This is a genomic window from Streptosporangium sp. NPDC000095 (genome assembly GCF_042899335.1).
Taxonomy (GTDB): Bacteria; Actinomycetota; Actinomycetes; order Streptosporangiales; family Streptosporangiaceae; genus Streptosporangium.
The window spans coordinates 49,212-67,197 of the sequence record NZ_JBIAZS010000019.1; the positions used below are offsets into that span (position 1 = coordinate 49,212).

Annotated in this window: 17 protein-coding genes; 4 read left to right on the forward strand and 13 right to left on the reverse strand. The window is 64.6% G+C overall.

Features of this window, described 5'->3' with window-relative positions; translation table 11 throughout:
• Positions 1–39 precede the first annotated feature (39 nt).
• The 6 genes from ACFY3V_RS33040 to ACFY3V_RS33065 all read right to left on the reverse strand — a co-directional run bounded on the left by ACFY3V_RS33040 (position 40) and on the right by ACFY3V_RS33065 (position 3,266).
• The gene (locus ACFY3V_RS33040; protein ID WP_389778961.1) at positions 40–165 is read right to left on the reverse strand and encodes a hypothetical protein; all 126 of its coding nucleotides are present in this window, start codon (positions 163–165) and stop codon (positions 40–42) included.
• Complete coding sequence (locus ACFY3V_RS33045) at positions 162–320, reverse strand: hypothetical protein (protein ID WP_350945515.1); 159 nt, start codon at positions 318–320, stop codon at positions 162–164. Before ACFY3V_RS33045 ends, ACFY3V_RS33040 begins: the two co-directional genes overlap by 4 nt.
• A complete protein-coding gene (locus ACFY3V_RS33050) occupies positions 317–730 on the reverse strand; it encodes a hypothetical protein (RefSeq protein ID WP_389778963.1) in 414 nt (137 codons plus the stop codon). Before ACFY3V_RS33050 ends, ACFY3V_RS33045 begins: the two co-directional genes overlap by 4 nt.
• A gap of 20 nt (positions 731–750) precedes the next feature.
• Complete coding sequence (locus ACFY3V_RS33055) at positions 751–1,419, reverse strand: DUF2637 domain-containing protein (protein ID WP_389778965.1); 669 nt, start codon at positions 1,417–1,419, stop codon at positions 751–753.
• A gap of 86 nt (positions 1,420–1,505) precedes the next feature.
• A complete protein-coding gene (locus ACFY3V_RS33060; RefSeq protein ID WP_389778967.1) occupies positions 1,506–2,843 on the reverse strand; it encodes an FtsK/SpoIIIE domain-containing protein in 1,338 nt (445 codons plus the stop codon).
• 93 nt (positions 2,844–2,936) lie between these two features.
• A complete protein-coding gene (locus ACFY3V_RS33065; RefSeq protein WP_350945511.1) occupies positions 2,937–3,266 on the reverse strand; it encodes a hypothetical protein in 330 nt (109 codons plus the stop codon).
• Positions 3,267–3,402: 136 nt separating this feature from the next.
• Between ACFY3V_RS33065 and ACFY3V_RS33070 the strand changes: the two genes are divergently transcribed.
• Complete coding sequence (locus ACFY3V_RS33070; RefSeq protein WP_389779149.1) at positions 3,403–4,245, forward strand: GntR family transcriptional regulator; 843 nt, start codon at positions 3,403–3,405, stop codon at positions 4,243–4,245.
• The gene (locus tag ACFY3V_RS33075) at positions 4,242–4,928 is read left to right on the forward strand and encodes an HAD family hydrolase (protein ID WP_389778969.1); all 687 of its coding nucleotides are present in this window, start codon (positions 4,242–4,244) and stop codon (positions 4,926–4,928) included. The genes ACFY3V_RS33070 and ACFY3V_RS33075 overlap by 4 nt, the downstream gene beginning before the upstream one ends.
• 206 nt (positions 4,929–5,134) lie before the next feature.
• Here the strand turns inward: ACFY3V_RS33075 and ACFY3V_RS33080 are convergent, their stop codons facing one another.
• From ACFY3V_RS33080 to ACFY3V_RS33105, 6 genes are all read right to left on the reverse strand, one after another.
• The gene (locus ACFY3V_RS33080) at positions 5,135–5,662 is read right to left on the reverse strand and encodes an SLATT domain-containing protein (RefSeq protein WP_389778971.1); all 528 of its coding nucleotides are present in this window, start codon (positions 5,660–5,662) and stop codon (positions 5,135–5,137) included.
• Positions 5,649–7,010 carry an RNA-directed DNA polymerase gene (locus ACFY3V_RS33085; protein WP_389778973.1) on the reverse strand — a complete coding sequence of 454 codons (1,362 nt, stop codon included), beginning with the start codon at positions 7,008–7,010 and terminating at the stop codon, positions 5,649–5,651. Before ACFY3V_RS33085 ends, ACFY3V_RS33080 begins: the two co-directional genes overlap by 14 nt.
• Before the next feature lie 619 nt (positions 7,011–7,629).
• The gene (locus tag ACFY3V_RS33090) at positions 7,630–7,806 is read right to left on the reverse strand and encodes a hypothetical protein (protein ID WP_389778975.1); all 177 of its coding nucleotides are present in this window, start codon (positions 7,804–7,806) and stop codon (positions 7,630–7,632) included.
• Between the two features lie 334 nt (positions 7,807–8,140).
• Positions 8,141–8,353, reverse strand: a complete 213-nt coding sequence (locus ACFY3V_RS33095) for a hypothetical protein (RefSeq protein ID WP_389778977.1) — start codon at positions 8,351–8,353, stop codon at positions 8,141–8,143.
• The gene (locus ACFY3V_RS33100; protein ID WP_389778979.1) at positions 8,350–8,604 is read right to left on the reverse strand and encodes a hypothetical protein; all 255 of its coding nucleotides are present in this window, start codon (positions 8,602–8,604) and stop codon (positions 8,350–8,352) included. Before ACFY3V_RS33100 ends, ACFY3V_RS33095 begins: the two co-directional genes overlap by 4 nt.
• Positions 8,601–8,972 (reverse strand): hypothetical protein, encoded by a 372-nt coding sequence (locus ACFY3V_RS33105; RefSeq protein ID WP_389778981.1) that lies wholly within the window; start codon positions 8,970–8,972, stop codon positions 8,601–8,603. Before ACFY3V_RS33105 ends, ACFY3V_RS33100 begins: the two co-directional genes overlap by 4 nt.
• A gap of 92 nt (positions 8,973–9,064) precedes the next feature.
• Between ACFY3V_RS33105 and ACFY3V_RS33110 the strand changes: the two genes are divergently transcribed.
• Positions 9,065–9,835 carry a GntR family transcriptional regulator gene (locus tag ACFY3V_RS33110; RefSeq protein WP_389778983.1) on the forward strand — a complete coding sequence of 257 codons (771 nt, stop codon included), beginning with the start codon at positions 9,065–9,067 and terminating at the stop codon, positions 9,833–9,835.
• Positions 9,836–10,448: 613 nt separating this feature from the next.
• The gene (locus tag ACFY3V_RS33115) at positions 10,449–10,646 is read left to right on the forward strand and encodes a hypothetical protein (protein ID WP_389778985.1); all 198 of its coding nucleotides are present in this window, start codon (positions 10,449–10,451) and stop codon (positions 10,644–10,646) included.
• A gap of 157 nt (positions 10,647–10,803) precedes the next feature.
• On the opposite strand, the gene ACFY3V_RS33120 is transcribed toward ACFY3V_RS33115, so the two are convergent.
• On the reverse strand, positions 10,804–17,466 hold the full coding sequence (locus ACFY3V_RS33120; protein ID WP_389778987.1) for a LamG-like jellyroll fold domain-containing protein: 6,663 nt from the start codon (positions 17,464–17,466) through the stop codon (positions 10,804–10,806).
• Positions 17,467–17,986: the final 520 nt, after the last annotated feature.

A 17,986-nucleotide genomic window follows, 5' to 3' on the forward strand; every position in this document is an offset into this window, starting at 1 on the left:
GGCTGCCAGGCTTGAGCCGCCCCGTGGTCGCGTTGTCGGTCAGGTATCGATGCCGGTGCCGTCGCAGCCGAGGCAGATGACCGCGACCTGGTAAGGGCTGGTGTCGCCGTCGTCGTTGACCAGGCCGGTGCCGTTGCAGGTGCCGCAGACGTAGGCGTGGATCACGGCAGGTCCTCTCCTTTCTCGGATTCCTCGGCACGGGTGCAGGGGCAAGGCGCGTCGTCGGTGGTGTCGAGGCGGTCGCAGCCGACCGAGTCGCCGTCGATCTCGCAGCCGTAGCGGGCGCAGCATCGGCAGAAGGGGCACACCAGCCGGGTCATGGCGCGTCCCGTTCGGCGACGGTCCAGGCGGACCGGTCACCCCCGGCATGCCGTACGGCGGCCAGGACGTACGCGAGATTGATGGTGTCCAGACGGGTGATGGCCGGGCCGAGGTCGACCGGGTGGCCCGCGGCGATGCTGAGCGCGATGCGCAGGACAGCCGCCTCGGAGTTGGAGCAGGGGAGCAGACCGTTGCACAGTGCCGCGTGGAGGGTGTCCCAGGAGATGACCGCGAGCGGGATCCGGCTGTAGCCGGCCGGAGCGTACTCCACCGCCATGCGGAGGAAGTCGCTCCGGTAAAGCCAGGCGCCGTGGTGGATCAGCAGCTCCACGGCGGCCTCCATGGCGTAGGAGCCGCGCGCCCAGGCGCGAGCCGCCTCCATCAGGTGTGGAAGGTCGGGCAGGGTCATGACGGGTCGATTCCTTTCTGTCAGGCGGGATCGGTGGCGATCTGCCGCAGCAGGTCGGCGGCGAGATCGCTGGAGATGCCCATACGGGTTCGGAGCAGGTCTGCCGTGACGGGTCGGCCATGCTTGGCGCTGTGCTCGTCGGCCAGTCGCCGGGCGAAGGTGAGCAGTGCAGGGGATGAGCCTGGTTGGTTGCCTGAAGAGCTCTCGACAGCTTCAGGAGCAGGGATGGGAGTCGCGTCGATCTCAGGGACGGGAACCGAGACCGGGTCGATGACGGCCGGCGACGAAGGTCGATGGGAGGCACGGCGTTCCAGCATGGAGACCGCTACCAGGAAGGCCACCGCGGGCATTGCGGCGCAGATCCATCCCCAGACCGAGGTCTCAGCACTGGCCAGGTTGGCGGCCAGAGTGAGCACGATTCCGCCGGCCAGCACGAGAGCGGGCCAGGAGATCGGTCCCCGTCGAGGGCGGCCGGTGCGCTTGTCGCGTTGAAGCTCACGAGCGGCCATGACGCACATCAGGTCGATGCACACCGCGACCGCCCAGGACTGCCAGCCGCGCTGGCCGTGTTCGGCCGCCAGTTCGGAGATGTGGGTGAAGGAACCCACCGCCGCGATGACGGCCAGGACCACGATCGGTGCGGAATCCAGCAGCGTGGAACGGACGCGACCAGGCTTGTGACTGGTCATCGCAAGTCACCTCTTTCCGGATTCGGGCATGGGAGGGGTAAGGACATGGCGTGATCAGGGCTCACATCGGGCCGCAGGGAATGAGGTCAGGCCGCGTGCAGGTCCCGCACGGTGTCGCCGAGGCGAGGGGTCATTACCTCGGCCCATGAGGGGGTCAGGTGAGCATGCCGCTGAGCGGCGTACTCGGCAGTGGTCTCGGAGACGTAGAAGGAACGGGCGCGGTACCACTGGCCGTCTTGACTGGCCACGATCGCGACGCCGGGTGTCTCGGAGGGGATCGCGCGGGCGGAGACCAGGGCAGCCGGGTCGAGGTCGCCGAGGGTCATGGTCGCTGTCTCAGGGTCGTTGACGCGGTGGCAGATACGACCGGAGCACTGGGCGCGCAGCGCGGTGACGCCGGGACCGAGGTCGGAGCCGATGCGCTGGCCGCAGCAGAACAGGTAGATGCCGAAGGCCCGTCCGAGCTGGGCGATCCGCAGTAGGGCTGTAGAGGTGCGTGCGATCTCGTCTTTCTCGCTCTTGTCGGCCATCAGGTACAGCTCGGCCAGCTCGTCGACCAGGACCACTACGGGTACCGGTCTGTGGTGGTCGTCCAGTTGCCAGAGGTTGCGCGCCCCGGCATCCCGGCACGTCTCCATCCGGTCGGTCATCAGCGCCACCAGGTCGTCGAGCAGGCCGACGCATTCGTTACGCGAAGTGGCCAGCGCCGACAGCCGGGACGCGTACGGGGTGAACTCCACACCGCCCTTGAGGTCGAAGCCGACCAGCGCGACGGGTTGCGAGGCTAGGCCGACGATCAGCGCGTTGGCCAGGTTGGACTTGCCCGACTGCGTGGCTCCGGCGTTCAGCCAGTGCGGGACGGTGCGGAAATCGATCTCCCAGGGGTGACCGGTCTCCAGCCGTCCCACCGTGACCTTGAGCAGGTCGGGTGACGGCGGCAGGTCGTCGATGCGCACCAGGGGATCGCGAACGGTCACAGCGAGCACCACCCGCCCTGGCCGAGGTGAGGAGACGCGAACCGCGTGAACGCCCCACGAGTGCGCCAACCGTTCCGCCGCGGCGCTGTAGTCGGCGGGTACCTGTCCTTCCAGGGTGTGAACAGTGACCCGCCAGCCGTGCCGGGTCGGTAGCGGCAGCCACATCCACGGCTTGGTGTCCACCGTCACCCGCTGGAACCTACGCTTGACCCGTACGGTGCCAGTCGAGGAGATCAGGCCGGGCACGGTGGTGAACCAGAACCGTTGCCGCTTCTTGGTGAGGCCGCAGCCGAGGGCGACCTTGCGCCAGGTGACGCGGACGGAGATCGCGGCGACCGGGTAGCCGACCGCGAACCAGAACGAGGGACGATGCCACCTGCGCCAGCACAGGAGCAGGATGGTGACCACGGCCGCAGCCAGGGTCAGCCAGAGCAGACGTTCGAACATAATGAGAGCCGTCCTTTCGTGTAGGCGAGAGGAGGCCCCGGAGCGGGCGGTGCTGCCAGGCGAGCCCGCTCCAGGGGCACCACGTCAGACCGGTCAGGCGGCTCGGACGGCGGCCGGTCGGATCGTCTCGGCGCGGAAGCCGAGACCGGAGCGGCCGTTCATCGACCAGAAGAACGCGGCCAGGCCGACCGGGACGACCTGCACGCCCTCGGGGATCTGAGGGAACGTCTCGCTGGGGAACGTCACCACGATCACCGGGTTGCGTCGGTCGTCGTTCGGCTTGGGCAGGAGCGGGATGGTGTAGAGCTCCCGCCCCTCCGCATCCTTCTTGACCTCGCCCGTGGCGCGGTCCACGATCTTGGGCTCGGGCTCGCCCGCGACAATGAACGCCAGGGCCGAGAGGTCGACGGGGATGTTGCGCATGTGGATCACTCCTTGAGTTGTCTAACCTGCCTAGCCAGGTTGGCTGTGGATCAATGTTGACCAGCATGGCTAGCCATGTCAACCCTTCAAGGGGAATTGGCCTAGGCGACCTAGGAGAACTAGACTGATTTGCGTGATGAGTCTCGACCCTGACAACCCGCGCCCGCCCTACCAGCAGGTGGCAAGCGCCCTGCGCGCGGCGATCCTGACGAAGAAGTTCGAGCCGGGGGAGAAGCTGCCTTCGGGAGCCGAGCTGGCCAAGCAATACGGCGTAGCGCGCATGACCGTGCAGCAGGCCATCCGCCTGCTACGGGACGAGGGCCTGATCGTGTCGCGTCAGGGGAGCGGCGTGTTCGTCCGGGAGCGCACCGAGCGGCCGGTAGAACTTCGCCCACACATCGAGCACGCCTTTGAGGCGACCAACGTCGCCATCGACTTCGCGGGCTTCTCCGGCGAGACGCTTCAGGGCATGCTCCAGGAGCCGCTGGACAAGATTCGTCTTGGACGACTCACACCCGATTCCATCGCCATCCGCATCCTGGTCCCGGACATGGATCAACCGATGTCCCTGCCGTGCCGGGCCGAAGACCTCGGCGACGACCCGGTGATTCGGGCACGCGCCCACCGCATCCAGCAGCGCAGCACGCAGGCCATCGCGGATGCTGTCCACGAGCTGGCGGACCTCGGGCTGGTGAAGTCCGCATCCGTCGAGGTGCGCGTCCACCAAACGACCCCGGCGTTCAAGTTCTACGTGATCAACCGGGAACAGGTCTTCTTCGGCTTCTACCCGGTCGTCAAGCACACGGTGCGGATCAAGGGCGAGCCACACGAGCTGTACGACGTCATGGGCAAGGACGCGGTGCTGTTCCACTACCAGGTGACCGAGGACGCTTCGTCGATGCAGTCGCAGTACGTCGCCCAGGTTCGCATGTGGTTCGAAAGCATGTGGACCACGATCAGTCGGGAAGTCGAGCTGTGACCGAGGCACTGACGGAGATCTTCCGACAGTCCCGTGCCGTTCTTCTCGACTTCGACGGCCCAGTGTGCAGCGTCTTCGCGGGTCTGCCGGCACCTGTGGTCGCGGCTCGGCTCAAGCAGTTGCTCCAGGACGAGGGAGCAGAGCTTCCCCAGGATGTCGCGGAGCTGGACGACCCACTCAAGGTGTTGCGCCGTACGGCGTCCTTCGCGCCGAGCCTGGTCGACAAGGTGGAGGTCGCGTTCATCGGCTACGAGGTCGAGGCCGCAGGCTGCGCCGAGATCACGCCGGGAGTGCGGGAATTTCTTGATGCTTGTGCGGAGGCGGACCAACCCGTAGTGATCGTGAGCAACAACTCCGAGCCCGCGATCGAGACTTTCCTTGGCCTGGCGATGCTGGAAGAGCAGATTGCCGGAGTTGTCGGTCGTCCGATCGGCAACCCTGCCGAGATGAAGCCGCATCCTCGATCGGTGCTTCGAGCCTGTGAGAGGGCTAATGTGCCGCCGGGGGAGACAGTCTTAATCGGAGATTCCGACTTCGACATGCAGGCCGCGGCCAACGCCGGAACCCTGAGCATCGGCTACGTGAACGAGCCTGAGAAGGAAACGAAGCTCGCCGAAGCCGGAGCAGATGTGGTGACCAGCAGCATGCAGGAACTCGCTAAGGCGATCAGAGCGAGCCGATAGCCGAGCCAGAGCGAGCGTGGTTCAAACCTTCCCTACGTCATCAAGCCGCCGCCCGCTGGGCGGCGGGCGGCCAGGCGGTCCGGGCGGGCGTGCGGCCTCTCCGGGCCGGTCCCGCCCGGCCGCCCCGCCGCACCCTTGCGCGTTGGACGGAAGCGCTTAGCCCTTACAGGTTTTTGCTGACAACCTAGAATTTTGAAACTGCGCCTTTAGGTAGCTTGCGCGCCCTTTTTGTCCTCATTCGAACCTTTATATGAAAGCACGCCTGAATCAATGCGTCGCTGTACGCGCTTGAATAGTCGATTGGATATTAACTCGCTGCTTGAAACAACTTCACCATACTCTTTTCGGAGTAATCGGAGCTGCTTTTCTACGTCCATCTCATTCGGCCGCTTCATCGCTAAAGTCCGCTCCATTCTGGCTTTGTGACGCAACTCAGTAAAGCGGCGGCCGGAGTCCTTATATGAACTAGCTTGCTTTCCCGCTCCAAGAAAAGACGCGGTCGCAGCGATCGCACCGGCGACAGCGCCAGCGGCCCCCCACTGCTTATCGCCTCCAAGTGCTACCAGGAGGGAAGCGGCGGCGCTTGCCACTGCCGGAATGAAAACTATAGCCTTCCCCCAAAACTCAGCCGACTTGGCTGCCTCGAAATATGATTGCGCTGAATAAGATGCATCTTCGTATAGCCTGTCCAGTTCTACCAGGTAAGGACGAAGCCCATCCTCAGGTGAAATCATATTTTCTCCCAGTCGTTGGAACGGGAATCTTATGCGGCTGCTGCTTCAAATATTCGACAGTAAGCCTTAGCTCGGGATCGGATTCCGCTATAACAGACAGCCACTGATTAGAGCATTGCCCCGCTTCATAACAAGCGATCAGTAAGGCTCGGCGCACCCTATGGTTCTGCTCCTGCTGGAATTCCTGCTTAATTCGTGATGCGCCACCCCGAAGACCATAGAGCCCGAGGTAGCGAGCAGCAAACTCGCGCACGAAGCTTTCCTTGTTCCGATCTAGCAGTAGATCCCACGCTGCCTTAACGCCTGGTTTGGACTGTACGGCATTCTGAATCATATATATCAGTAGGTGTTGTTCGGCGTACGGATATAAAAAGAGCTTACTGTTAGTGAGCAGATCTACAACTGCATCACCAATCTCAGGGTTCTCTTTATGGAAGAGACTAAGGTATGCCAACGCCTCGCGAGCTAGGTGAGGCACCTCTCCCATATTTGCCAGAAACCATTTAACTGCGTAGTCGTCCTTAATGAGCTTGAACTTGCCGAGGCTAAACTTGAGATCTCTAACTCTCACTGGCTCTTGCGTGACGACTTTGTCAAAGAAGGCGCGTAGTTCGTCCGCTGCCTCGTCGTCGGCAACGCTTATGCCATAGCTGATGGCATCCTTCTCGCTATCTTCGAACTCATTAGGGACATCACGGCTTTTAATAATTTTTGTCTTGTTGCCCGCCAAGTTAAGGTGTCGATATCGCAGCAGCTTATTTGCCTCTACGATTATCTCGCGAAGTGCAATCCAGTCATTAGCGAAAATATACATGTCATCCGAGTATCGGAAATGGCGATACCCTCTTCGTGCAAGTTCCATATCAAGGGGGATGAGGTATAGATTCGCCAGGATTCCTGAAGAGTCAGGGCCTTGTGGTAGGCCCCATGCATGACTCAAGCCATTGAAAGCTCGCAAGAAAGTTTCGAGTACCTCGATTGACCATGCTGGAACATTAAGTCCACTTAGATCCTCTATTAATTGATCGACCTCAATGTGCTCATAAAAGGCAGCGACATCAGTGCGAGCCAACAGAAGAGAGGGTTTCTTTTGGTGTAGAGATTTAGCAACTCTTTGCATCGTGATCCACATCTTGCCGGGGCCGACTAGACGCTGCTGTTTTTTCCACCATCTGTAGCTATAGACCCCGCGCGGGATTGCAGATTCGATACTATTTGCTGCAGCAAAAACCGCTGCGTCATAAACAAGGCGATGCTCTGGGCGTAATCGAGCAAGAGGGCGAACAGATATTTCATCCTTAGGGAGATCTACAATCTCCACATGAGCGGGAGCGTAGTCGTTACTCATTACCTTGCGAGCCAAGTTCTCCCTATATGAAGACCAGCGAGCCCGCAGATCTGCATGAGCTATCGGGTCTGGTATATCAAGATCCCCGCTCGCGCTTCCCAGGTGCTTTAGGGCAAGATCGAGGTACTCTAGAATGGAGTCGCCCGCACTCTGGTCCACAAGGTCCGCCGAAGATAGAAGTTGATCCGTTCCTAAAGAAGGTCATTTTAGCGGACACTCTGAGGGTTCACTTCCAAAGTGACCGTTCCGATTTTTGACAGCGAAGCCTGACAGATGGTGCTCTCAAGGAGTGGGCTCGCCGTATCTCTGATCAAGGAAGGGCCTTCTGTGGCCTGGCATACGAAGGTGGCCAAGTTGAACGACCCAAGCCCAACCTCGGGAGCCGTATTTCGTTTCCGCAGGTGCGCGCCGTCTCTTTGTCGTCGCATGAGACGCATCAGAACGCTTGAGGTCGTGCCGATCGCTCACTTCGGAACTCGCCGTTGATCGCTGGGGCGATCGACTGCCGCGAACCGACTTCGTCGGTCCTTGCCATCGGATGACGGGGTGGGCCGCCTGCCAGGAGGCTGTTACGGCAGAGAAGTAAGGGTCCCTCAGCCGGATAGAGGCTTCTTCTGTATCAAGTGTCGTCGGCGTCCGGGAAGCGCTTCCGCAGCGCCTTCATGGCCTTCGCCGGATCTCGGCCGATCTCCTGCATCAACTCCTCGATGGCCGCATCGGCCCGTCTGGCTTTGCGGAGACGTAAGCGGATCTTCGTTCGGCGGAAGCACAAGCAGAGGCGGTCTAAGACGGACATGCGAGGAAGCATCTGGTCTCCGATGAGCGACAGAAGCCCTCGCCTCATAAGGGGAGGGCGAGGGCGGGACGGGTAACGCGCCCGTCGGTGTGCGGGTGGGCCCTCGCCTGATTGGGGAAGGAGGGCGAGGGCCCGGGGTCCGGCGGTGCGAGGGGGTGCGCTGCCTGCCGGACGAGGTGGGTGGTCCCGCCCCATGCCGTCCCACTCTTCGGGATGGCTCTCCCCTCCAGGTCGGAGCGGGACCACGGACCCCACGAGTGAGCGCCTGCGCACACTCGCCCGCGGGGGTCTGGCCCGGCTGCCGCCGCCTCAATAAGCACCGGCAGCCGGGGGATCATGGAAGCTTGCTGTCCCTTCGGCGAGTGCTCACGGAGGTCTTATGGCGGGGTGCGTGCCTCTTGCTTGGGCTGGCCGTGCAGGCGACTCGATCGAGCTTCGGATCCAGGCGCCAGTTCAGATAGACGATCCCGTCCAGCGCGGACTTCCGCTCAAGGTCGTAGCCGCAGTGGTCGCAGACCGCGTGAGGCGTACCGAAATCGGAGCTCATGCCGAGGTTCCCCGAAGGATCTCCTGCCTGGCGAGCTCGGTTGCCAGCTCTCGCGCGGTCTCGGCCTCCACGGTGCGCCGGAACGGGGAGTCGGGGACGGCTTGCTCCTCTGTCAGCTCTTGGTGGTGGGTGCCTCTCCAGTAGCCGGCGGGACTGTGCCAGAAGCTCCAGGCCGGAAAGGCTTCGGTGAGGATCTTCAGCCACTCGGCGTCGTCGATCGGCAGACTCGGGTCAGGCAGCACGAGGGTCATACGGGTGCCACCTGTCGGACGTACAGCTCAGCCCACGACATGTGGTCATCTCGGGTACTGCGAGATCCGTACCGGTCAGCGAGCGCGGACACCAACTGCCATACGTTCGAGTGTCTGGGGGTACCCGGCTTTGGCGTATTCGGGTCACGAACCTCGAAGCGGATGCAGTTCGGGGCGATGGTCGTGACGAGGCGGATGGCGCTGCCCTGTTCGGTGCGGGTGAGGGAGTCGGAGACCATGGCGCGCACCACCTGTTCGGCGTCATCGATGCGGTCAGGCTGGTGCTGCTTGGCGATGGTGCGAGCGTGCTGTACGGCTGCGTCGACGCTGCCGGGCAACGGCGCGTAATCCTGTGAGTAGGTCGACATGATCACCACCAGGAGAAGAGCGATCCGGCTATCCGGCTCGCTAGTCGGATGTCCAGCTTGCAAGCCGGATATCCGGATGTCAACCTGGTGAAGTGGATCAGCCCAGGTACCTTCAGCTCGTCGCGCTCATACGGCGGCAAATCGTCACCGGCGAACTACCTGCCGGAACCCGCCTGCCCGCACGCCAGGACCTGGCCGCCGAACACGGCGTAGCCGAAGGCGTCATCCGTGAGGCGATCCGCCAGCTCGCCCAGGAAGGGCATGTCATCTCCCGCCCCGGTGCGGGCACCTTCGTGAGGGAGCGGCCACCGGTCCGGAGGATTCCCCGCTCCTGGCACCGAGAGCGGAAGGCCGGCTCACCGTTCGCCGCGAGCATGCTTGAGCAGGCGATGGCCGGAAGCTGGGAGTACGAGTCCGCCACGGTGCGCGCGTCGCCGGAAGTGCGTGCCCGGCTCGCTCTCGACGAGCCCGAGGATGACCGCGATGACGTCATGCACACCCGGTACGTCTTCCGGGCCGCTGGTCAGGTCTGGATGCTGTCGGATTCCTACGAGCCGTTGCAGTTGACCAGAGGCACGATCGTGGCGATGCCGGAAGACGGACCGTTGGCCGGCCACGGGGTGACGCACCGGATGGCCGAGATCGGTGTGATCGTCGATGACTGGGTTGAGGACGTCAGCGCACGCGCCGCTCTTCCAGGAGAGGCCAAGCGCCTCGGCATCTCGCCGGGGTCCATCGTGCTGACGATCCAGCGGACCTATCTCGCCGATGGACGGCCGGTCGAGGTCGCCGACATCGTGGTCCCGGCCGAGACCTCGCAACTCGGTTACTCCGGCCCGGTGGGCGAACGCGTGAGCGGATGATCCGTCACGAGGGACGTGCCATCAAGCTGCTTCAGCGCGGGAGCTTCGTGGCGCACCGGGGGAGTCGACCCGCGAAGAACTGAGTGACCAACTGGGTGACAACGGCGACGGACGAGGCTGGACGATCACGGACGACGAAGGACCGTCCCCGCAGCTTAAGTAGCGCAAAGGCCAGGACTCAGGCCGGATGACTTGGCTTCGCATCGAAGGGGTCAGGGGTTCGAATCCCCTCATCTCCACAAGGGGCCGTTCTTGAAACGGCTGGACTGAGGTTGACGGGATCCCGTCTGATCATCGCGATCAGGCGGGATCTTGTTGTTTCAGGGGTTTCCGAATCGGGTTCGCCCTGGTTTGGAAGCTGCGGAGCAGGGGTCCAGGAAGGCCCGGGTGATGTCAGAGCGCTGGTGGCGGTCGGAGTTCGCGTTGCTGGGCATGGTGATGCCGGCTCCGGGCTGGGTGTCCGTCCTGCGGGGGGAAGCTCAAACGCTGTAAATGGCGAAGCACTGGCAGTCACTACCGCCTGCAAGATCCTTTTCGCCGCCCGCAGGTCAGGGAAGGCCGAACCACCCTGGTCATCACCCACCGCCTGTCCGTCATTCGCACCGCCGACCGCGTGGCCATGCGCCAGGGCGGCCGCACGATCGCCACCGGAACCCACGACGAGCTGTTGGTCGTCCACGCCGGCACCTTGCCGGAGAGGGACGTTGACGGCGGCGAGGTCGTGCTGCGGGGGTTGCCGAATCCGGCGCCGATGGGCTTGCTGCTTCCGGCGAAGTGGACCGGGGACGGTCGTCCGACCGCAACGACTTGAAGACGGGCAAGAAACCGTACAAACGTCCGAACTCAGTCAGTGACTCTGGGCAGCTCGGTGAGCGGGGGCGCCAGATGCGAGCAGGGTGGAACGAATCGGTCCTGCGGCGCCGGGCGAGGTTGCCCGGCGCCGCAGGTGGCTCGTCAGTGGCGATGGGTCATGTCACGGTGAACATGAGGACGCCCGTCAGGGCGGTGTAGCCGTTGTCGTGGAGGTACCAGGCCGCGTAAGTTCCCAGGCCGGGCAGTTTGGTGGTGGGAATGGCGACGGTGCCCTCAGCATTGGGGGCGTACGCCCATTCGAGGGCCTCGATCTCTGAGGGCTTCTTGTCGACCGGATACAGGCCGATCCAGTTTTTGGCGCTGACGGTGCCGGTCGGGGTGGAGTAGTGGACGGTGAGGTTCGTCCCCTTGGTGATGGACTTGGTGGTGGTGGTGAGGGTGCTTTGGGGTTTCGGTGCGGTGGGCGTGATGATGAGGGTGTCGGGGGGGAGGTTGTAGTAGGCCGCCAGGCGGCCCACGATGGTCTCGGCGTAGGGGGCCAGGCGGGCGAAGTGGGTGGCCAGAGCGGTTTTTGCTGCCGCGCTCAACGCGGTGAAGTCGCCGGTGGCGCCGGCCAGGTGAGGCTGCAGGCGACCGATGAGCTCATAATCGCTGGTGATGCCGAGGGCGCCCATGGCTTGGGCCAGCGAGGGGGTGGTGGTGGCGGTGTCCTGGACGCGGCTGATGAAGGTGACCCGGTGCATGATGCGCCAGCAGGGGGGTTTGCGATCAGATTGCTGGGCGCGCTTGAGGGCCAGCGCGTTGGGGTCCTTGCCGCGGTCCAGCCATTCGGGGTCGATGACCTTGCCGTAGAAGTCCTCGAAGTTGTCGGTGCTGGTGTCGAGGTAGAGGCTCATGAAGCGGTAGGCGTCGACGCGGCCGGGCACCAGGATCGGCTTGTTGTCGGCGTCGAACAGCGGCGTGTCGCCGTTGTGTTTTTGCAGCTGGGCGCCGGGGGTGCAGCTGACGTCCAGGCTGAAGGTGCGGGTGGAGTCCTTGGACTTGCTGCGGGTGATGCTGTAACCGGTGCCGGTGGCGGACTCCATGCCGAACTTGACGCCCAAGCCCGCTATTTCGCCGCCGAAGGTGAAGGAGCCGCCGATGGCGGCGTTGAAGGTGTAAGAGCCGGTCGTGGTCTCGGTGACCTGATCGGTGGTGCCGGTGGTCTCGGCGAAGAACCCGCCGGCGGCGGTCCACACGTAGGTGTTGACGATGTTGCGGCGCGAGGCCTCCCGGATGGCTGATCGCCCCTTTTCGGGGTTGCCGCCTTGAGTGATCTCGGCGCCGGTGCCGCCCATCATCCCGTTCAGCACCTTGGCCGCCTGGCCGTGGGTGGGGTCGGGGGCGTGGGTCTCGGTGGACACCGATTCGTAGAAGCCCTGCAGTTGCTGCTGCTCGCGCTGGATCCGCTTCTTGATCCGGTAGGCCTCCACCGGCCGGAAGTAGCTGAACTCACCGCGCACGCCGTCGCTGGCCGCGTTGGGGAAGTCCGGGTCGGCGAAGGGCTTCAGCTCCTTACTCGTCGCGTCCTTGGCGTAGCCGACGACGCCGTCCAGGGTGCCCTGCTTGGTGTAGCGGGGGTTGATCGGGAAGGGAATCAGGTTCCAGTCACGGGGGATGTCGGGGCTGGGCAGCATCCGGTAGGCCACCAGGGCGCCGCTGTGGGCCAGGCGCAGCGCGAACAGGTCGGCGGTCTCGGACTGCACCACGGCGAATCCGGTGTTGGCCGGCACCCAGCGCCGCCCGGCGGTGGGGTTGACCTGTTTGGCCGGGTCGGGGTCCTCCCAGCCGCCGCTGAGGGTGACCTTGCTGGTGCGGGTGGTGTTGGTGCCTTGGGAGACCTTGGTCTCGTTGTTCCAGGTGTTGGCGTACTTGAGCTCGACGTTGAGCCCCCACTCCACGGTCGTGGATGCGGCGGGTTTGGCGGTGCCGGCGCCGAGCGGAGCGGCCACGACCCAGGTGTCGTCGTTGTACATCGTGTCGAACTTGGCCTTCACCGACGTGTCGATGCTGTGGTGCTTGTTCGAGGACAAGGCGTTGACGACGGTGTCGGCCTGGACGAAGGCGATCGAGGAGGCTCCGGCGTAGTCGCCGGCGGTGCCGGCGATGAGGTTTTCTGACGGGATCGGTGGAGCGCCTTCGATGTAGCCGATCAGTTGCGGGTCGAACTGGGCCTGGCCCACCCAGGTGGTGGTCAGCTCGCCGACCTTGTACCCGGTGATCAGTGCCCAGGACTTGTCGGTCTGCAGGTAGGTATAGGCCCGTTTCAGTACCCCGATGAGCGAGTCGTCGGTGAGGCGCTGGATGTCGCCGTACTCGGTGGCGGCCGGGGTGGCTGCGATCGAGGTGTGGAAGGCGGTGCGGATACCGGTCAACGCGGAGCGGATCTGAGCGGTGTCGGTGGAGATCGGCGCGGTGGACAGCACGATCTTGGGAGCCGGACTCGACTGGGTCAGGTGATGACCGCTCAAGCCGGCGTCCTTCACCGCCGCCCCGGTCACGGTGTCATCGGCGTCGAAGGGGTAGTAGGCCAGCAGGTCCTGGCGGTCGCCGCGGACGCGGCCGAACATGTTGTCCAGGATCTGTTCCTGGGTACGCGCGGTGCGCCAGGCCCGGATCTCGTCCAGGTCGCCGGTGAACCCATCAGCCACCACCGAGCGCACGGAGGTGGGCCGCACCACGCTCGACGTCGTCGAGGCCGTCTTCTCCGAGGGGACGGTGCTGCCGTTGCGGTAGAAGGTGAACCGGTTTCCGTCGGGGTCGGGGGTGCGGACACGACTCACCGCGTGCAGCGTGGCCGGGTAGGTGCCGCACAGGTCCTCGGTCTGAGACCCCTTGCTCTCGGGGAAGGTCCACCAGGCGGCCAGGCCGGAGGCCTTGGCGGTGATCGGCGCGCCGATCTGGGTGTTGTTCCTGGCGACGTTCCAGATCCGCACCTCCGACAGCGCGCCCTTCAGGCCGGAGGCCGTCTTGCCCTCCATCATCCGGCCCAGCTCGATCGGCGAGTCGTTGCCCACGGGCTTGGTGCCGCCGTACCACTGCGAGTCGCCGACCTTCTTGCCGTTGATGAAGAAGCAGATCTCCACCTCGGTCGTCGTACCCGTCGGGTTCTTTCGGGTGACGGCGACTTTGTTGAAAGTGCCCGCCGTCAGGGCCGTCGTCGACTTGTAGATCTTCGCCGCCTCCGAGCCGGAGCCGGGCTCGAAGGTGAAGGCGAGGCGACCGTCGGTGTCCACATACAGGCAGTAGGGAACCGCGGTGTGGTTGCCGGCGCCGAACGTGCCCTTGCCGACCAGTCCCTGCTTGGCGCCGATGGAGTCGAGTTTGATGAACGCCTCGATGGTCAGGTCGTCCACGAGGTCCAGGCCGCCCGCGCCACCGGCGTTCAGATGGCCGGTGCCGTCCATCTGGATCGCCCAGTCCTGCTCGAACGACACCGCCAGATGCGCCCATTCGGCCAGGGGGAACACCTCGGAGCTGCGGAAGGCCTGCGTGTTGATGTTCGCGTTGATGACGTAGCCGGACTCGCCGTTGGTCCGGGTGCCGTGCTCCACACCCAGCGCGTACCAGGTGTCGCCGACATCGGTGTGCAAGATGGTGTCCAAGCCGTCGACGAACGTCGGCTTGGCCCAGGCCTCAAGCGTCAGGTTCCCGGCCGCGGCCAGGGCGGAGATGTTCGCCGTACTCGTCAGTTCCAGATGGTGCTTTTGGGCGTTGTCGAAGGAGAACGCCCGTCCCGGCGCGTCACCGTGCCAGCGCGGCCCCAGCGGTTCGCTGAGATTGGACGCAGTGCCGGCGGGCACCGACGCGGTGAGAGACCCGGCGTAGGCGCTGACCAGCAGCGAGCCGTGAGCCAGCGACATGCCGGCCACGTTGCACGAAGCCAGCGTGTAGTCATAGGCCGCGATGCGGACCCTGGCGCCCGTACCGGCGGTGGAGGGGGCGGTGGACAGAGTGATCTGCGCCGACCCCGACTGCCCGCCTGCGACGGTGTAGCTGTCCTCGCCCACCATGATGGCCGAGCCCGCCACCAGGGTGGTTGTCAGCGGTTCGGTCAGCGTCACGGTCTTGTCCTGGACCGACAGGACCGTTCCCAGGGTCGATCCTCGTGCCGAGCCGTTCAGCACCGCGGCCAGCAGATCGGCCCGATCGGGGACCGAGGGGAACGTCTCAACCGTCGTCCCCCGGCTCACCTCCACCTTGCAGGTCCCGGTCCCGGTCCCGGTCATCTTCACGTCGAAGTCGGCCAGCTTCATCGCCACGTCGCGGCCCGACAGGCGCAACGTGCCGCCCGTCACGGTGATCTCCTTGACGGCCGGGGAGATGGTGGTTGCGTAGTAGACGGCGAAGAACTGGCCATCCCCGCCACGGAAGTACAGCGCCACCTCACCGGTGGAGACATCCAGCAGCGCGGGGGCGTGAGTTGTCCAGGCGACCGACAACAAGGCGCCCAGCACGGTCAGGCCCGAGCGGTCGATGCACACCTTCGGCATCGACAAGACCGCCTCGGCCGCGCCGAGCAGCCCTCCGCTCAGCGTGGCCTGGGTGTTGAGCGCCGTTTCCAAGGCCGCTTTGTCCGCCCCGAGCCGTGTTTTGGCCTCGAGTTGTTTCACGTACTCGGGTAGCAGGATTGCCGCCTCGGCCTCTACTCTCGCCTTCACTTCCCGACCCCGATTACCGGCAGGACCGGCGACTTTGCTTTGGGCGTTCATGCTGTAAATGCCGCCGTGGAGCTCGTCGTCAAGCTGCCCCAACCGCGCCAGGGTGGCTGGGATACGCGCTACCAGCGCCTGGTCGTTGTAGAGCTGGCCGCGGGCCGCGGTGACGGCTTCCTGGGCGGCCCGCAGCTTGTCGCTGTCCTTGGTGGGGTCGGCCGTACCGATCCAGGTCAGATCGATCACTGCCGGCGCCGTGGCCAGCTTCCCCTCCGTCGACAGGGCGAAGTCCAGGGTCGCCAGGTAGGAGCGGCCGGTCGGCTCACCCGTCGGTGGCGGCCCGGAGGTGGCGAAGGCCAGCAAGACCCGCGCTTGGCCCTTCTGCGGCGACGGCGTGTGGTCATATCCCGTCACCGCCGGGTGCTGCTGGTAGTACAAGGTCGCGGTCAGGCCGCAGACCACCTTGCGCCCGGTGATCGAGAACGACTGGTGGCTCACCCCGGGGCCGTCGAACAACGGTGCGTCCGAATCGGTCCACACCGGGCCGGTGGCGAAGGTGCCCTCGAATTTGTTGACACCGCGGTCATACACCGTGGTGCCGGTGCCCTCGTCGAAGGGGAAGTAGGCATACAGTCCGGCCTCGGTGCCGGTCGGCCGTTGCCCGCGCGCCGAGAAATTCGCGCGGGCAATCGTCCAGATCCGTACCTCGTCGATGTGGCCGTTGAAGGGATCGGCCGCCGCCGGGCCGGAGACGACCCGTTTGCCGACCAGGAGCTGGGAGGTGACCTCGACCTTCACGGTCGTGGCCAGGGTCCCTGCGGCCACGCCGTTGAGGAACAGTTGCAGCTGTGATCCGTCGAAGACCGCCGCCACGTGCGAGTAGGTGCCCATCGCCACCGCCGAGGTGGAGGTGAGGGTCTGCGAGCCGTGGCCGAACAGCAGCTTGCCGTCGGCCTTCAGGCTCAGATAGGCCGGGGTGGCCGTGCCGGTGGTGTCGGTGCGGCCCACGATGAGGCCGGTGGTGGTGGCGGTGGCGGGCTTGATCCAGGCCTCCATCGTGTACGGCCCGGCGGTCACCGCCGTGGCGATCTTCCCCGCGATGACCGGGGCGCTGGCCGTGTTGTCGAATCGCAGCGCGGTGCCTCCCCGGTTCTGCGGTGGGCGCACCGGCACCAGCAGTTTCCCGGTGTGCGAATCGATGCCCGGCGCCCGCTCCAGCACTGAGCTGGCGAATTTGGGGTCGGGGCTGGTGTAGAGCTGGGTGCCGGCGACGTTGAACAACCCCTCGGGGCTTTGTTCCAGGTTGTAGCTGTGCAGGAGGCCGGCGTCGTCGGCGGTGAAGACCTGCCAGCGCGAGAACCCCGAGATCGCGGTCGGCAGCGACAGCACCGAGAACATCCCGCCGCTGAGCTTGCCCGCGAACGACAGCTTCAGGGTCGGCTCGTAAAACAGCCGCCCCTCCATGTCGCGGGTGCCGAGGGTGTCTCCACCGGAGGCGGGAGCGATCCGGCTGCGACTGCGCTGGTAGCGCGCCTCCACGACCGGTTTGAGTTCGGCGCCGACCAGCACGAACCGGTCGCACAGCAACGCGGAGTCCGCGGCGGCGATCTTGGCCCCGCCGACCAGGGTGTAGTCCTTGCGCGTCGCATCCCCCGACCACGAGCCTGCGCTCGTCTTGTACACCGACCCCGCATCGCCCGAGGCGACCGACTGGCGAAACACCAGGATGTGCCGGCCGTCTGAGAGCACCTGGAGGGGGAAGGTAGAGGTCAGCCGAGCCGTCGTCGACAGGAACGGATCGTCTTCTCCCGGCAGTAACTTCTCCGAGAACGACGCCTCCACCGAGCCGCGCCTCTTCACCGTCGGCATGACCGCCGTCAGCGGCGCCTCCGCGCTCACCTCGACCATCTCGGTAGGGAAGGGCAGCAGCCCCGGATCGTTGTTCCAGTAGGCCGCATCCAGCGCTCCCCGCGCCCGATCGGCCTGGTCCAGGCTCAGCACACTGTAGTAGACATGCCGGTCGGCCCCCACCGCGAAGGCGACGACCATGCCGTCGTGGCGGACCATCGTCGTGGAGGTGTACTGACGGTCCTTGTAGACCTTCACCAGGTTTTTGTCGTGCACGAAGAAAACTCCTGACCATTGACGCCCGAGGAACACGTGAAGACATCCGCGCACCACAAAACAAAACACGATGCGACCGGATTGAATGCGTGCGCGAAACACGCACGCGAAAGAATTGGATGTGTGCGCCCGTCAAAGACGTGCGCGCAGCGACGACTCGGAAGTCACACGCCGGCGCCGTGAGCCGACGTGTGCCACCCGTGCCCGGCGGCGCTGTAGAGCTTCTGCCCCATCACCTGGGCAGACAGGTGCCACTCCCCAGTTCGACTCCCTCTGTGCGTAGGACCGAGGCGCGTCTTAGGCGACAGCGATGCACATCCCACCGATACCGCCTGCCCAACACGAACCATCAACTAAGACATCACATTGCGTGGCAAATAACAACAGACGGTTTCGGTATTTTGTGCCGATTTTCAGTGCGGCTGCGATTTCCGCATCATTGACTCGCGATCCTTGTTGTTCCGACTGTCATCAGAAATATGGCTTGACCTTTTTCCGTATCGGGCGCGGCCGATACCAT

Bases quoted from the DNA above. Each gene is read 5' to 3' on its own strand.
- ACFY3V_RS33045 (WP_350945515.1), bottom strand. From the start codon at position 320: ATGACCCGGCTGGTGTGCCCCTTCTGCCGATGCTGCGCCCGCTACGGC.
- ACFY3V_RS33050 (WP_389778963.1), bottom strand. From the start codon at position 730: ATGACCCTGCCCGACCTTCCACACCTGATGGAGGCGGCTCGCGCCTGG.
- ACFY3V_RS33055 (WP_389778965.1), bottom strand. From the start codon at position 1,419: ATGACCAGTCACAAGCCTGGTCGCGTCCGTTCCACGCTGCTGGATTCC.
- ACFY3V_RS33060 (WP_389778967.1), bottom strand. From the start codon at position 2,843: ATGTTCGAACGTCTGCTCTGGCTGACCCTGGCTGCGGCCGTGGTCACC.
- ACFY3V_RS33065 (WP_350945511.1), bottom strand. From the start codon at position 3,266: ATGCGCAACATCCCCGTCGACCTCTCGGCCCTGGCGTTCATTGTCGCG.
- ACFY3V_RS33070 (WP_389779149.1), top strand. From the start codon at position 3,403: ATGAGTCTCGACCCTGACAACCCGCGCCCGCCCTACCAGCAGGTGGCA.
- ACFY3V_RS33080 (WP_389778971.1), bottom strand. From the start codon at position 5,662: ATGATTTCACCTGAGGATGGGCTTCGTCCTTACCTGGTAGAACTGGAC.
- ACFY3V_RS33085 (WP_389778973.1), bottom strand. From the start codon at position 7,010: ATGAGTAACGACTACGCTCCCGCTCATGTGGAGATTGTAGATCTCCCT.
- ACFY3V_RS33090 (WP_389778975.1), bottom strand. From the start codon at position 7,806: ATGTCCGTCTTAGACCGCCTCTGCTTGTGCTTCCGCCGAACGAAGATC.
- ACFY3V_RS33095 (WP_389778977.1), bottom strand. From the start codon at position 8,353: ATGAGCTCCGATTTCGGTACGCCTCACGCGGTCTGCGACCACTGCGGC.
- ACFY3V_RS33100 (WP_389778979.1), bottom strand. From the start codon at position 8,604: ATGACCCTCGTGCTGCCTGACCCGAGTCTGCCGATCGACGACGCCGAG.
- ACFY3V_RS33105 (WP_389778981.1), bottom strand. From the start codon at position 8,972: ATGTCGACCTACTCACAGGATTACGCGCCGTTGCCCGGCAGCGTCGAC.